This window comes from Pedobacter sp. GW456-11-11-14-TSB4, from assembly GCF_059424425.1.
On the sequence record NZ_JBWKZK010000002.1, the window covers coordinates 301,434 to 316,059 of the forward strand.

The 14,626-nt window shown below is 33.0% G+C and carries 15 protein-coding genes; 8 read left to right on the forward strand and 7 right to left on the reverse strand.

The genetic code is table 11. The features are described 5' to 3' along the window. Window positions 1–118: 118 nt before the first annotated feature. From AC07XU_RS08715 to tsaB, 7 genes are all read left to right on the forward strand, one after another. A complete protein-coding gene (locus AC07XU_RS08715) occupies window positions 119–916 on the forward strand; it encodes a LiaF transmembrane domain-containing protein (RefSeq protein WP_494943253.1) in 798 nt (265 codons plus the stop codon). A gap of 80 nt (window positions 917–996) precedes the next feature. Continuing rightward, a complete protein-coding gene (locus AC07XU_RS08720; protein ID WP_494943254.1) occupies window positions 997–1,992 on the forward strand; it encodes a sensor histidine kinase in 996 nt (331 codons plus the stop codon). After that, on the forward strand, window positions 1,970–2,704 hold the full coding sequence (locus AC07XU_RS08725; RefSeq protein WP_494943255.1) for a LytR/AlgR family response regulator transcription factor: 735 nt from the start codon (window positions 1,970–1,972) through the stop codon (window positions 2,702–2,704). Before AC07XU_RS08720 ends, AC07XU_RS08725 begins: the two co-directional genes overlap by 23 nt. A 426-nt stretch (window positions 2,705–3,130) precedes the next feature. Next, entirely contained in the window at window positions 3,131–3,289 is a 159-nt protein-coding gene (gene rpmH, locus AC07XU_RS08730) for a 50S ribosomal protein L34 (RefSeq protein ID WP_055133745.1), read from the forward strand. A 63-nt stretch (window positions 3,290–3,352) separates the two neighbouring features. Beyond that, window positions 3,353–3,748 (forward strand): ribonuclease P protein component, encoded by a 396-nt coding sequence (gene rnpA, locus AC07XU_RS08735; RefSeq protein ID WP_494943256.1) that lies wholly within the window; start codon window positions 3,353–3,355, stop codon window positions 3,746–3,748. Further along, window positions 3,735–3,965, forward strand: coding sequence for a membrane protein insertion efficiency factor YidD (gene yidD / locus AC07XU_RS08740; protein ID WP_494943257.1), 231 nt, complete (start codon window positions 3,735–3,737; stop codon window positions 3,963–3,965). The genes rnpA and yidD overlap by 14 nt, the downstream gene beginning before the upstream one ends. A 92-nt stretch (window positions 3,966–4,057) precedes the next feature. Continuing rightward, the gene (gene tsaB, locus AC07XU_RS08745; RefSeq protein WP_494943258.1) at window positions 4,058–4,744 is read left to right on the forward strand and encodes a tRNA (adenosine(37)-N6)-threonylcarbamoyltransferase complex dimerization subunit type 1 TsaB; all 687 of its coding nucleotides are present in this window, start codon (window positions 4,058–4,060) and stop codon (window positions 4,742–4,744) included. Window positions 4,745–4,826: 82 nt separating this feature from the next. Here tsaB and AC07XU_RS08750 read toward each other — a convergent pair whose 3' ends face one another. The 7 genes from AC07XU_RS08750 to xerA form a co-directional block, all read right to left on the reverse strand. Next, window positions 4,827–7,487, reverse strand: coding sequence for a carboxypeptidase-like regulatory domain-containing protein (locus tag AC07XU_RS08750; RefSeq protein ID WP_494943259.1), 2,661 nt, complete (start codon window positions 7,485–7,487; stop codon window positions 4,827–4,829). Then, window positions 7,484–8,437, reverse strand: a complete 954-nt coding sequence (locus AC07XU_RS08755; RefSeq protein WP_494943260.1) for a GLPGLI family protein — start codon at window positions 8,435–8,437, stop codon at window positions 7,484–7,486. Before AC07XU_RS08755 ends, AC07XU_RS08750 begins: the two co-directional genes overlap by 4 nt. Window positions 8,438–8,540: 103 nt before the next feature. Beyond that, entirely contained in the window at window positions 8,541–9,959 is a 1,419-nt protein-coding gene (locus AC07XU_RS08760) for a S41 family peptidase (protein ID WP_494943261.1), read from the reverse strand. A gap of 138 nt (window positions 9,960–10,097) precedes the next feature. Continuing rightward, window positions 10,098–10,934, reverse strand: a complete 837-nt coding sequence (locus AC07XU_RS08765; protein WP_494943262.1) for a helix-turn-helix domain-containing protein — start codon at window positions 10,932–10,934, stop codon at window positions 10,098–10,100. A 185-nt stretch (window positions 10,935–11,119) separates the two neighbouring features. Continuing rightward, on the reverse strand, window positions 11,120–11,971 hold the full coding sequence (locus AC07XU_RS08770; RefSeq protein WP_494943263.1) for a hypothetical protein: 852 nt from the start codon (window positions 11,969–11,971) through the stop codon (window positions 11,120–11,122). Between the two features lie 218 nt (window positions 11,972–12,189). After that, on the reverse strand, window positions 12,190–12,615 hold the full coding sequence (locus tag AC07XU_RS08775; protein WP_494943264.1) for a hypothetical protein: 426 nt from the start codon (window positions 12,613–12,615) through the stop codon (window positions 12,190–12,192). A 287-nt stretch (window positions 12,616–12,902) separates the two neighbouring features. Continuing rightward, entirely contained in the window at window positions 12,903–13,955 is a 1,053-nt protein-coding gene (gene xerA, locus AC07XU_RS08780; protein ID WP_494943265.1) for a site-specific tyrosine recombinase/integron integrase, read from the reverse strand. 313 nt (window positions 13,956–14,268) lie between these two features. Here xerA and rplU point away from each other — a divergent pair, with 313 nt between their 5' ends. After that, window positions 14,269–14,580 carry a 50S ribosomal protein L21 gene (rplU, locus tag AC07XU_RS08785; protein ID WP_494943266.1) on the forward strand — a complete coding sequence of 104 codons (312 nt, stop codon included), beginning with the start codon at window positions 14,269–14,271 and terminating at the stop codon, window positions 14,578–14,580. Window positions 14,581–14,626: the final 46 nt, after the last annotated feature.

Here is a 14,626-nt window from a genome sequence, read left to right on the forward strand (position 1 = left end):
ACAAATATTTTTACCGATTAATAAAGGTTATTTACCGATTAATTTTTGCTGAACAGCCGTTTTGCATTTGTATTGCTAAATGTTCGATATACATTTGGTCATATTATTACTAAATATCATGGAAAATCAAAATTATAAAGAAACAGAAAATAGATCAGGTAAAATTTTAGCTGGTTTAATTATTGTAATCATAGGTTCGCTTTTATTGGTAAACAATATTGCATTTGGCTTACCTAATTGGTTATTTTATTGGAGCAATATATTAATTGTTTTAGGATTAGTTATTGGCGCAAAATCAAATTTTAAAAATGGAAAAGGTATTGTTTTAATTATCATCGGCTCGTTTTTTACTTTAAAGAAAGCACTAGGTGATGTGATTGATTTTGATAAAATTGGTTGGCCAGCGCTAATTATTGCTTTAGGTTTATATCTCATCTTAAAACCTAAAAGTGATTTTAAAAAATTTAAATCCAAAAAAAACAAATGGAAAGATGATTTTGGGGCAAGCGATCAGATAAATGCAATAAATACCCCAACTAACGATTATGGCATGGATCAAGATCGAGTTACAAACCATTTAGATTATTTGGATTCGGTAAATGTGTTTGGAGGTAGTCATCAAATTGTTTATTCTAAAAATTTTAAGGGCGGTGAAATTACTGCTGTTTTTGGTGGTTGTGATGTAAATTTATCTCAAGCAGATTTTGAAGGTCAGATTATTATAGATGTTACCGCAATATTTGGAGGTGCTAAAATCATCGTTCCACCTGGATGGCATGTAAAATCTGAAGTTACTGCCATTTTTGGAGGTTTAGATGATAAACGTGGCATGCAGCCTGTAATTGATGGTCAGCAAAAATTATTGATCATAAGAGGTATAGCTTTATTTGGTGGTGTAGATATTAGGAATTTTTAATTCAATTTTAAATTGTGACAATAACCCCATTATCCCTACAACGAATAAAAATTGTCTCTAGCATCACATTAGCGTGTTGGATGGCAGGCTGCGCCGCAATAATTTACTACATTTTAGATTTTGATCTACAAATTGCATTGGTCGATAGCGTTATCAGTAACGGTCTGTTGGCCATTTGCTGTATTATCATTAGCAATATGTTAGGTTATTATCAGCCTAAAAATGAGAAGATGCTTTTTATAATTTTAATTACAGCTGTACTCTCTTTTGTGGTCATATATGCAGGTAAATATGCACTCGAATATATTTTTTCTGATCAAAAATCATATCAGGTATTTTTAAATTTCTCTATTCCTTTTAGATGTATATTGGCTTTTTTATGTTTAAACTGGTGTGCTCTAGCAAATATTTTATGGTATAGGTTAGAAGAACAATCTGAAGCACAAGGCAGGTTATTAGCCACACAAAGTTTAGCAAAAGAAGCGGAGCTGAATAAATTGAGGCATCAATTACAGCCTCATTTTCTGTTTAATAGTTTAAATTCTGTTTATGCCTTAACCATTGTAAACCCAACCGAAGCTGGTACAATGATTACTAAATTGGCGGCTTTTTTACGAGGTACTTTAAAACGAGACGATGAGGTTTGGGTTAATGTAGCCGAGGAAATGGAATATATACAACTGTATTTAGATATTGAAAAAGTAAGGTTTAGTCACCGTTTAAATATTGATGTACAGATTAATGAGGATACGCACAATTTGTGTTTGCCGGGAACTTTATTACAGCCTATTGTAGAAAACGCAATTAAATTTGGTTTGTACAATACTTCTACTGCAATAACTATAACTATAAGGGTAACGTTAGAACATAACAGCTTACTCATCTGTGTAGCCAATCCTTATGATCCAGAAATGACGGCAAGTAAAGGAACTGGTTTTGGTTTATCATCTATTAGAAGACGACTTTATCTCTTATTTGCCGACAATACTTTGCTACAAACAGAAACCCAAAACAATAATTTATACATTACTAAGCTTAAAATACCACAAAAAAATGATAAGAACGATACTAATTGATGATGAAGCATTGGCAAGGGATGTGGTAAAACATTATTTACAATCGTATCCTGAAATAGAAATTGTAGCCGAGTGTAGTGATGGTTTTGAGGGTTTAAAAGCAATTACACTGCATAAGCCAGATTTTATTTTTTTAGATATACAAATGCCTAAGATTAGTGGCTTTGAAATGTTAGAATTGGTAGAAAATAGGCCAGCCGTAATTTTTACCACTGCGTTTGATGAGTATGCCATTAAAGCATTTGAAGTTAATGCGGTAGATTATTTATTAAAACCAATAGAAAAAACTCGTTTCGACCAGGCAATGCAAAAGCTGCCTAGCAAATTGGCGAAAGAAGAAAATAGTAAAGAGCTGTTAGAAACAGCGTCTTTATCTCCTGCGCAAAACAGTAGGATAGTGGTTAAAACTGCTGGAGTGATTAAAATTATATCGGTTACGGAGGTAAATTACATTGAGGCTGATGATGATTATGTGAAAATAAATACCACAGAAGGTAATTTTCATAAAAATAAAACGATGAGCTTTTTTGAGCAAACCCTTGATTCGGCTCAGTTTATTCGTATCCATCGCTCATATATTATAAATTTAGCACAAGTAACTAAAATAGAACTTAAAGAGAAAGATAGTTACGTAGTACTGCTAAAATCTAACATTTGGTTGCCTGTAAGTAAAACTGGTTACGTGAAATTAAAAGCCGCTTTAGGTATGTAGAAAAGCCAATTACTGCAATTGTTTAAGTTAGCCCCGTTTTTCGCTTCAATCTTTTTGTGAAAGTTGTTGCTAAACAGATATCTCAATCGTTCCTCATTTCGATATGACGGTAGTGTAGCAAAAAAGTATTTACGCTGCAACCGGGTTTAGCAAACCTACTGTTGTGCACAAAACTTGCATTTTAAACCCGACAGGAGTGAGCATGTAGTACCTACCGTTAGGTTGGGACGAAATAAAGCGGATGGCGGGACTGTACTTTCAAAAGAATGATTAGCTTTGCTTTTCAAAAAAGAAGATCTAACAGTTAAGTTGTTCTTGTATTTGAAATAAATAAAAAATAAAACGATTGCACTATTGGATTTTTAGAAAAATCGCGTTATATTTGCACCTCTTATTTAAAAACTCTAGTTAAGATATTATACAGTTATGAAAAGAACATTCCAACCTTCGCAAAGAAAGAGAAGAAACAAACATGGCTTCCGCGAAAGAATGGCTACAGCAAACGGTAGAAGAGTATTAGCTTCTCGCCGTGCAAAAGGAAGAAAAAGATTATCAGTTTCTGACGAGCGTCGTCATAAAGCATAATTTTTGATTGCCACCTGTTTTTGGGTGTAAGCAGTCTAATCTGCAGTATTGCAATCAAAAAACATGAACAAATTTAATAAAGAAGAACGGTTGTGTAGTAAAAAGTCATTAGACTTGCTATTCAAAAACGGTTCTTCTTTTTTATTTTATCCGTTTCGGGTAACTTATCTTTTTGTCGCCGAGCCACATAAGTATCCTGCCCAAGTGGTAATTAATGTTGCTAAAAAACGCTATAAGTTAGCGGTTGATAGAAACTTGATCAAGCGCCGTACACGTGAAGCCTATCGCTTGCAAAAAGAAAATCTATTATATACTTCTTTAAAAAATAGAGACGAATTGTTACTGCTTTCTTTACAATATGTAGGCAAACAGATTTACGATTATTCTTTTTTTGAAAAAAAATTAGCCATTGCCTTTAAAAAATTAGCTGTTCAATTTAACCCTGATGAGAATAATTAAGCTTCTGTTTTCGTGGTTATTTTTAGGAATAATAAGGTTATATCAAATCTTACTATCGCCGTTATTGGGTGCAAGTTGCAGGTATACACCTACTTGTTCTGCCTATGGTATTGAGGCGATAAAAAAACATGGGCCGTTTTATGGTGGTTGGTTAACGTTAAAGCGTATTGCAAGTTGCCATCCTTGGGGTAAACATGGGCACGATCCGGTACCATAAGCTGCCCCACCCAACCCTCCCCAGAAGGGAGGGCTTAGCAAACCTTCTACCTTTTCACCATCACCCTTCTACCTTTTTATTATCTTTACTGCATGGCAACCATTTTACAAATAGAAACCGCTACACAGGTTTGTTCTGTTGCAATTTCGCAAAACGGAGCGACTATTGCATTAAAAGAAGAAACCGCTCAAAATATTCATGCTTCTAAATTAACTTTGTTTATTGAAGATGTAATGAAGTCTGCAGGCTTAAAATATGCAGATTTGGACGCTGTTGCAGTAAGTAAAGGGCCCGGTTCTTATACCGGTTTGCGCATTGGAGTTTCTACTGCAAAAGGTCTATGTTTTGCTTTAGATAAGCCTTTAATTGCTGTCGGCACCTTGCAAATGATGGCTAATGGCTACATGAAAAAACATCCTAATTACGGTGGTTTAATTTGCCCAATGATAGATGCTAGGAGGATGGAGGTTTTTACCAGTGTTTACGATAATAAATTGAACGAGATTGAAATTGTAAATGCCAAAATTGTTGATGATAAAAGTTTTATTTTAGAATTAGAAAGTCATTACGTAACTTTTATTGGAGATGGTGCCGCAAAATGCGCTCCTCTAATTACGCATTACAATGCCCATTTTGATGCCAACAATTATAATTCTGCAGCAAATATGTCTGAGCTGGCGAACCAAGCATTTTTAACGGGTGATTTTAATGATGTAGCTTATTTTGAACCCTTTTATTTAAAGGATTTTGTTTTTACAACGCCTAAAAATAAAAATTAAAAAGCCCTTCAACTTCCGTATCAGGGCTCATTTTGTTTGGTACATTAACTATTAACTATTTCGCCCATCCAGGCTAATTTTTTTAAAAATTAAAGGTTGCTTTCATCATGGCTACTCTGCCTGGTATTAAGTAAGTACCAGTAGTAAATGAGTTAGATGATAAGAAATTTGCCTGAAATTCTTTGATGTTTGCCAAATTGGTTATGCCAAATTCTAAATCTGTTTTAAGTTTTGTTAACTTATATCTCACATTAAAATCTGCAAATAAATAACTCAAATTTGGCTGATTAGATTGCTGAGTGAAAATATGCTCAGCAGATAAGGTTAAAAACACACTTTTAAATGCAGTAGCAGTTAAACCGCTTTGTTGCCTTAATTGCTGGTTATTATTTTTTATGGTATTTGCCACCGGCGATTGATTATTACTAACTGTGTAATTAGCATTGTAAGTAAAGTTTAAGTAATTGGTAAGTTTGGCCTCTATACCAGCTCTGTAGGATATAGCTTGGGCCGTAAATGGTAATAGCTCGTTATTTTGCAACTGATCAAACTTACTGTTGTTATAGCTAATGCCAAAGTTTACAGTACTACGTAAGTTAAAAAGATACTTGCTTGTATTTGCACCAACAGAAAAATTTTGCTGATCGTTTGCCAATGGTAAAACTATTCTCTGCTGTATATTATTGCTTAAAATAAATGATGATATGGTATTTAATGTAGTATTAGAATAGGCAAAGTTTACATTAAAAAATAACATTTGTATCGCTTTGCGGTAATTAAACTGCGCAGAAGCACTATGGGTTTTACGCTCAGCAATTGGCGCATTATTGCTAAATAAGGAGCGGTAATTTTTTAATATTGTTCCTTGGTAAATATCATCTAAACCGCCTAAACCGCTGTTAAATGTATAATTTGCAGTAACATAATTTTCTATACTGGTTTGATACCTAAAATTTATTGCTGGGTTTATAAAAAACTTATTTAAGTTTTGATCTAATGATTTGCTTGCATCGTTATAACTAATCATGTTGTAGCTAAATGGCAAGTTTAAAGTGGCCTTAAATTTTTCAGAAGTATAATCTAAAGTGGCATCTAGGTAAGCTTTTGTTTTAAACCAATTTAAATTATTGGTCATTTGTGGCGATACCAATTCCGTATTTTGATTGTTCTGGATCCTAAATAGTTCTGAATTTAATTCTTGTTTTTGCCAGTTGAAACCTGTTTTAAAACTTTGCGTAAACTTGTTTTTAACCAAAGCAAAAGAAACGTAATTGTTCGTATACCAACTAGGCAATTTAACAAACTGATCTAAACCTGCAAAAGGAATTCCGTTGTTTAAAATATCTTCATTTAAACCTGGTCTAATGTTTAAAATTTCTGGTTGGCTTGATCTATTTACGTAAGAATAGAAATGTAGAATATCATCTGATTTAAACTTTTTACGGAAGCTAAACTCGTTAGATAAATCGAAGTTTTGTTGGTATAATGCTTGACTAGCACCAATACCATTAATTGTAACGTTAGAATTTGTACGATTAGGTACATAATTTGCTAACAATACATTATTTAGGTAATTGGTTTCTGTATTATTGTTTAGTGTAAATTGAGCTTGTAGTTTTTGCGGGTTAACAGCATTAATTTGTGCTTCGTTGTAACTTATGGTTTCACCTACTAAATAAGTTTCAGAGAATTTGTTATAAATCTGGTCTCTTTGATCATATAAATAAGCAATGTTTGCCCTTAATTGTAAATCTGTATTAAACTTGTAGAGCGTGTTTAAATTAGCTAAACCAGCATTGTTAAACAGTGTGCGGGTAGGAGGTAAGGTGGGTACGCCAGCAGCGCCTGCTGATAAAAAGGTGCTTGGTTTATCGTTCTCTAATCTCCTTAAATAATCTCCCATATTGTGCGACGTTAAATCTACCGCGGGATCTACACTGATGTTATTGCCTTTTAGGTTGTTTATAAACTTAGTTTTCTTGTTAAACATCATCCCATTGACATTACCATCGTATCGATTTGGCATACCTAAACCTGCCTTAATATCGCCCATTAACTTCATTTTGGCTTCATCTTTAATCACCAAGTTTAGTGCAACATCATCGCTTGTATTGTTTTTTCGCAGCATTTTAATGGGCTGGTCTTTCTCAATTACCTGCACTTTATCTACAGCGCCATGCGGAATACTTTTAGTAGCAATATTGTATTTATCATCTAAAACGTTATCTCCATCTAAATAAAGATTAGAAATACCCTTGCCATTGTAGGTAACTTTGCCGTTTTCGGCAACCTCTATACCAGGCATTTTTTTAATAACATCGCCTATGGTTCTGTCTTGTTTATCAGCAAATTCTGATGTTTTGTAATTTAAGGTGTCGCCTTTGGCTACTAAAGATGGCCTGTTTTTTACCACCACTGTTTTAAGATTTATCTCACTTTCTTGCAGCTGCAGCTCGTAAAATTTGCTGATATCAGTTACTGGTGTAGTATTTTTTGTATAACCAATAATGGAGGCCTCTATCTTCAATTCATCAGCATCTTCCTTAAAATTAAGTGTAAAGTTGCCATTTTCGTCTGTTCTGGTAAAATTAAGGATATTGCCTTCTTTGTCTTTTAAGTTAACGCTAACAGCAGAAAGTAAAGCTCCGTTTTGGTTCTTAATTTTGCCTTTAATTTGCTTTTGTGCATTGGCGGATGAAAAACCAATTCCGATAAATAAAATGATGAAGATTAGCGCTCTCATTTTGTTTCAGGCAATTCTATAGGGTTGTTCGTTATATTTTTTTTCCCTGCTGGTGAAAAATTTGTAGACGTTCTGGTACTTGCGCCCGAGCCAAATGATACACCTTGTGCTGCCATTTGCGCATTCATAAATCCCTGTGGATCTTTATCTCTTGCCGCTTTTAATTTATCTAATTCCTTTCTAGTGGTTTTTACTGCATCGGCAGGAAGCTTTATTTCATTGCCTAAATAAGAATTTCCCATATCTAAGCCCACAATTTTTACACTGCCAGATACGCCCGGAACTGTAATTTTCTGATCTTTATCTTCTGCCGAAACTATTTCGGCTTCATTGATATTTTCGATACCAGCAAACTGAAATTGAACCTCTTTTTTAACATCATATGCTTCAATAATTAATCCTGGCAAGCCATTTAATTTCCATGGGCCGCTTTGAAAAGGTAAATCTTGTGCATACCAGGCAATCCAGTTTCTACCTTTAAAATAAGCCGTTGCTTTTTGGCACAACACACCCGAAAAGCTAGCGGTATCTTTGCTGATTTTCCAATTAATTTTAGGAGCTTCTTCTTCAATCAAATAGTTAGTTACTAATCTTTCTTTGGAGAATAATTTGTTCTCGTTCGCAAAATAGAAATAATCGATTGCAGTAACTGGTTTACTGCCAGTTTTATCAATTTTAATACTGATATTTCCCGATCCAGCCTGACTTTTCATTTGTTCCATCAGGTTTTTTTTCATCTCTAATTCCTGATTTATCTTATCATAGCTTGTGTAAACTGATGCATTTTTGCCAATAACCAACAACATATTTTCGGTATGTGGCTTGTCTTTTTCTGTAGTATCTTTTACGTGAGTAAAGCTATAGCGTACTCTGGCCAATGCTTTATCTGAGTTTTGGGCTGCAGCAGTTATGGTAATTGCTAGCAAAGCTGAGGTTAAGATGGTTTTCATAATTTAGTATTTAAGATATTTAATTTTCGTAAAACTACGACAATTTCGTAATACTATAAATGATTTAACATTTTTTAACGCATAAGCATACTTAGCTATAGTGCTAAAGCTGTTCTAAATAATCAACTGCAAATTTTTCCCAATCTTTAATTGTTTTATCCATATAAATATCTGGCTGGATGCCAATGTTATCTATAGGATAATCGGGTAGGCGTAGTGAACGGTAAGTTGGCAAGAGCAGTTTGTAATTTGAACATGAAAAATCATCAAAAAAGTAAGCATTTGCATAGTCTAAAACACCAGATGTAGGTATACCTATCAATTTCACTTTTTTACTTTGTTTGGCTATAAGTAAAAGAGATTCTCCAGCGCTTGCTACTTTGTTATCTGTTAAGAAAATAACCTGTTTTGGACTTTTAGCATTTAAAAGTACACTTTCTGTTACTACTTTACTGTCAGAAAAATTTACATATTTACCTACATTAGCCTCTAAAATTTTTATACGTCTTTCATTTTCAGTAATTTGAGGCTTATTTATCTCGTTAACTGCTAGAGATGCATTATATTTTTTAAGCTGATAAATGAAATTGGGTGTAGATAGATGTTCAGCACCAACATGACGTGTAGTGTTAGTTAATATATAAGGTAATAATTTCTGAAAAGCATCGGTTGTTCCTCCGCTATTCCCTCTTAAATCAACAATCAGGTTTTCGCTATTCTGCAAAATATCTTTGTATTTCTCTATTAAATTTTCAATTGTTGCTACAAATGGATAACTAAAATTCGATAATTTTAAGATAGCGGTTTTAGGAGTTAATCGCTTACAGTAAAAACCGTTAAGTTCACTAACCTTAAGTGTAATTTCTTCTGCACTCAATTTAGCATTTGGCGTATACTTAACCAACTCTGTTAGTATTTCTTTAAAATATAAAAGCCCTCTTTCATCTATTATATATGTCCCTTTTTGTACAGAGTGATCCTGCATTTTATACTCATAGGTACCATTGCCAAATAATTTAAATTTAATTTCATTGGTTTTCCAAAATTTAGGATCGCCCGAAATGATGAAACCAACATATTCATTAGGTTTGATTTTTTTTACACCTATTTCGTAAGCATCATTTTTCCAAATACCCTCAAATTCATTAGTAGGTTTTAAGATCTCTTTTTTAAACTTTTTCAGATCAATTTTAAAAATTTCAGCTTCAGTAATCGTTTCTTTAACAGTATTTTGAGGCTGTTCATTTGGTAAAAGCCAAATATGCCTATCTTTAAAATAAGCAACGTACTTTTGTAAAACAGGTAAGCAATTTTCATTACTTACAATTGCTGTTTCTTTTTTTAAACTTGCTTTTAAATTATTGTACAATAAGGTATCCTTTGTTTTTTCGGCAAAGCCGGGATATTCTTTTTCAATTTTAGTAATTAAAGTTTCAAGAGTTTGGCTACAATTGCAATTTTGTTGCTGGGCAAATGCTAAATTGCTAGATAGAAATAAAACGAAAAAAAAGAAGATTTTCATAACAATCATTTTTTATAATAAATAATAAAAGTATTTAATGAACAAGTCAAATAATTGAAATGAAATGTTTCATTTATACTTTTTTAAGTGCAAAGAAAGAAAATGCAGAATTACCAGCATTGGAAAAATCGTTCACTTTTATTTTTTATTATATATCCAAGCTAAATCATTGTGTTGTACAGAAATCTTATCAGACAATTGTGTTGGCGAGTGCCCAGTAAAGATTTTAAAATCATTGATAAAGTGAGCTTGGTCGAAGTATTGATTGGTATGAGCAATATTTGTAAATGTGTTTTTTTTGGTAAGAACATCTTCCAAAACATTTCTAAATCTGATAGTTTTTATATAAGATTTAGGGTTTTGCCCTAAATGATTTTTAAAAAGACGAAATAATGAAGGCTTACTTATTTGGAGTTTAGTGGCCAATGTTTCTACGGTAAAATTATTATCGTTATTGTTTGAAATGAGGAATAAAGCCTCTCTCAGTTTATTAGGCACTTCATATTTTAAATTACTCAAAAGTAAATACTCCAGTTTCTCGGCTCTTTTTGCTAAATCGGCTTCGTCAAATATTTGTTCTAAAACAAATTCATCTGTGGTATTAAAAATATTAAATACTTCATCAGAATTCATTAAATCATTATAAGATTCGTACGTAAACGCTCTTAATGCAGAAGGTTTAAAAATAATACAAATCTGATCAAGCTGTGAATTGATATCAACAGTAAATGGCATTTTGTGAAATCCGTAAAACCTACTTGTGAAAATTTTATTTCCTTTTGCTACAATACAATTATTTTTATTTGGTTGATGGATGTAATTTATATTATTTTCTTTGTAAATAGCAAGGCACAAATTGTTATTTGGGAAGGTTACGTAGTTAAGAAAAGTATTTTCAGTTTTCCTAAAAAACAAAAAATAGTCAATATAATCTTTTAATATTTCATTTGTAGGATTGATAATTACTGACTTCATTATGGGTTATTGATAGAGATTTAACTAGGAGCCTGAGCTTAATGATTATCGAGGTGTTTGAGGAGCATTAATTTAGCCCCAAATGCCCATTTATTGGAATATTTTAAAGGAATGATTAACTTGGTTCTAGGAAAACGACTTTACATAGGAACTATTGTTATAGGCGGCTCTTCTGTCAATCAACGTCACCATAGTTTCCATCTACTTTTATTCTTTATCAATTCCTTTATATTTTGTTTAGTTGTCGAACGAGGTTTTGTTTCTTCGGATTTAATTTGTTCGTCAATCGCCTTAATTATGTAGATGTCAAAGTCCGCTACGAAACCAAACTTAGAGCTATTTACTTCATAATTCATCTGGACTTCTAAACTATCAATTAGTTCGATTAGGTGAGCTATATTCTTGTGTCGAATTGGAAGGTACCATTTTACACTCGGTTCATTGTTCCAACTTGCAAAATTCATTACAAGAACTTCGGCATCTTCAAAGTCTTTTTTTGTCGGTTTGTTCGATTGGTTTATTCTTGTTGTTGCAATTAAGTTATGTCCATACTCACTATCTTTAATTGCTTCTAAAACAACTGCTCCACCAAAATTTCCGTTTTCGAGTTTAAAAGTCAAGCAGTCTCCTTTTTCAAAAACTGGTTGGCGAATTTTTTTCTTTTTTATTGATTTCGCTTTTGGTCTTTCTGTTTGTAAGTCCACAAGAAATTTGTCAAGAACTACTTTACGTTTTTTAATTTCCTTTTCGTCAGCGTCAAGTTGTCGCCAAACTTCAAGGTCTGCTCCTGTTTCAATAATTGTTTTTACACGGTCAAAAATGTCTTTGTTGAGTTGTTTGCATTCCCATTGTGCTTTTGCCAACGCAAACCAAAAATTATTACAATAATCCTTATCGTTGAGGATTTCTTGATTGTCAGTAATTAACTTGCTCGAAATTTCTGCCACTTCAAGTCCATCATTATATAGGTAGAAAAATTCACTGTAAATGTCAGCATAAGTGTCGTTAGATGATATTGCTGTTCCCCAAGCTCCCATATTTTCTGTGTCGTGTGTGTTTTTAGAGTTGCCTATAACGTTTTTGGGCTTGGCGAAGGTGGGGATTAGAAAGTACTAAAGTTCAAATTTAGTACAAAAGTTAATAGAAAGTACAAATGTTCAGCCTAGTATTAAAGCCCCACTTTTGCCAAACCCATGTTGGTGGCTGGTGTTTGTTTTTCCTTGTTTGTATTTTTTTTGTCTATTTATAATTTAGTTTATCCGTATTGTATTTTTGACAACCTATTCACAAGTTTTGTTCTTGTTGTGCCAACAGGTTCAGTTTTTAGTTTCTGTTCTATTTCTACAAATTCATTTGCTTTGTCTAAAAATGCTCTGCGTTTCAATATTTCTTCTAACCAAATGGCAAAATCATTAAATTCCGTTTCTGTTTTTCTGTATTTAAAGTTGTCAACCAAAGTTTCAAACTCCCAATTCGAGCTTTCGTTTTTGTCAAGTTGCAATGGTTCCTTTTCTAAAAACTTGTCAAACAAATATGTGTTAGAAAAAAATGTTAAGTGTGCTTTTTCTTCGGCTTCAATTAGCTTGTCGCATTTGAATAAAATTAGTGTCGCTTCAAATAGAAAAATTGGATAGCCAATGTCATCGGGAAAATATTTGTCAAACCACTTTAAATATTTCAAACCCGATTTATAATCTTTCAGTTTTATATATTCAGCCGTAATTACATAACGAATTCCTTGTCCGTCGTGGTGTTATCCTCCCCACATTTTTTTGTCATTTGCAAGTGCTTTTTTATACTTGTCAATTTTCAATTTTATGCGTTCAATTTGTTTCTCTGTCATTGTCTACGAGGTTTCGGTACACTTGCCACCAACTTATTTATATCCGATACAATGTAGCGCCAATACAGCTATTTAGGTGTGTGTATGCGCTATTGTGTATGAGTTTTATGTAAAGATATTATTTTTTATAAATCATCAAAGGGACTTTTAATATGTTGTAAACTTTTTGTGCTTACATGCGTATAAATTTCTGTTGTTTTACTGCTATTGTGTCCTAAAAGTTCTTGTATATAGCGCAAATCTGTTCCGCTTTCTAATAAATGTGTTGCATAACTATGCCTAAGCCAATGTAACGTTACAGGTTTTTTAATGGCTGCCTTAAGTATCGCTTGCTTAAGAACTTGCTGTAAATTCCTTTCGCTGTAGGGTAAACCTGCAGTTTGGCCTTCAAAGAGATAGGTGTGGGGCGTAAAAATTTTATAATATAACCTAAGCATTTCTAAAATTTTAGCGCTTAGTGGTACAATTCTATCTTTTTTGCCTTTTGCATTTTTAATAATCACCAAATTTCTATTCGAGTCGATATGTATTGGTTTTAAGGCTAACAATTCGCCACAACGTAAGCCACAACTGTATATTAAGCTAAGCATGGCTTTGTGCTTAAAATTTGTACTTCCCTCTAAAATCATTTTAATTTCTTGTTTGCTTAAAACATTGGGTAATGTTTTTGAATTTTTAGGGCGATGAATTTTTCCTAAATCTAGTTGCTTTTGCTCAACAATGTTAAAAAATAGTTTTATGGCGTTTACCATTTGGTTTTGGTAAGATGCTGAAAGTTGCTTTTTTAAAACATAATTGTTGTTAAAGTAAATTACATCTTCGTTAGTAATTTGAGGTATGTTTTTTCTGTTAAAAAATTTAAGAAATATGCTAATAGCCTCACTGTAGGTTTTAATGGTGTTTTCGCTGTATCGCTTGCTTTTTAAATAGCTCACAAATATTTCAATTTGTTGTTGATGAACTGTAACATTGGGATTTTGTTCTTTAGCACTACCTAGCAAGTTTATGTTAAACTTTTTAAGGTAAACATCGGTTACAGGCAAATGCCATGTTTTTAAACTGGCGCTCCATTTGGAACCGCTAAGTTTTTTAAAACGGGCAATGAGTTGGGCATTGTTTTCGAAATTAACGGCAATACGTTGTTTACCGTTGTGTGTAATGAGTTTGGCGCTATACATAGGTAGTAGTTTGATGTTACCTAATTTAGATAATTTTGCCGAATAAACCCGATAGGAGTGAAAAGCTCCCAATTTTTTAATTGGGACTTGTAACGTATAGCGGGACTAACACTGATAGCAGCACGGGGCCTGCTTTTCAAAAATAGATAAAGCAGTTTGGTAATCGTGTTTTTGGCTTATTTAAGGTAGGTTGTTTATACAGCTGGATGCTAGTGCAAATTATTTTGTAGATGTGTTTGCGATTGAAAAGTAATTGTTCTATATTTGCACCTCGATAAAAAAATAAACAATTCTATAAAATAATTATTTAACAATGTACGCAATAGTAAATATAGCAGGACAGCAATTCAAAGTTGCAAAAGACCAGCACCTTTTTGTACACCGTTTGCAAGGAGATGAAGGCGCTAGTATTGAATTTGACAATGTATTGTTGGTTGATAATGGTGGTGCAATTACAGTAGGGGTTCCTGCAGTAAAAGGTGCATCGGTTACAGCTAAAATCGTGTCTCATTTAAAAGGTGATAAAGTAATCGTTTTCAAAAAGAAACGTAGAAAAGGTTACAAAAAGAAAAATGGTCACCGCCAGTATTTCACCAAAATCCAGATTGAGAGTATCACTCTGTAGTTAATTTATTGTTTAATTGTAAGTTTGGCTTGGCCAGCTTAAAAAA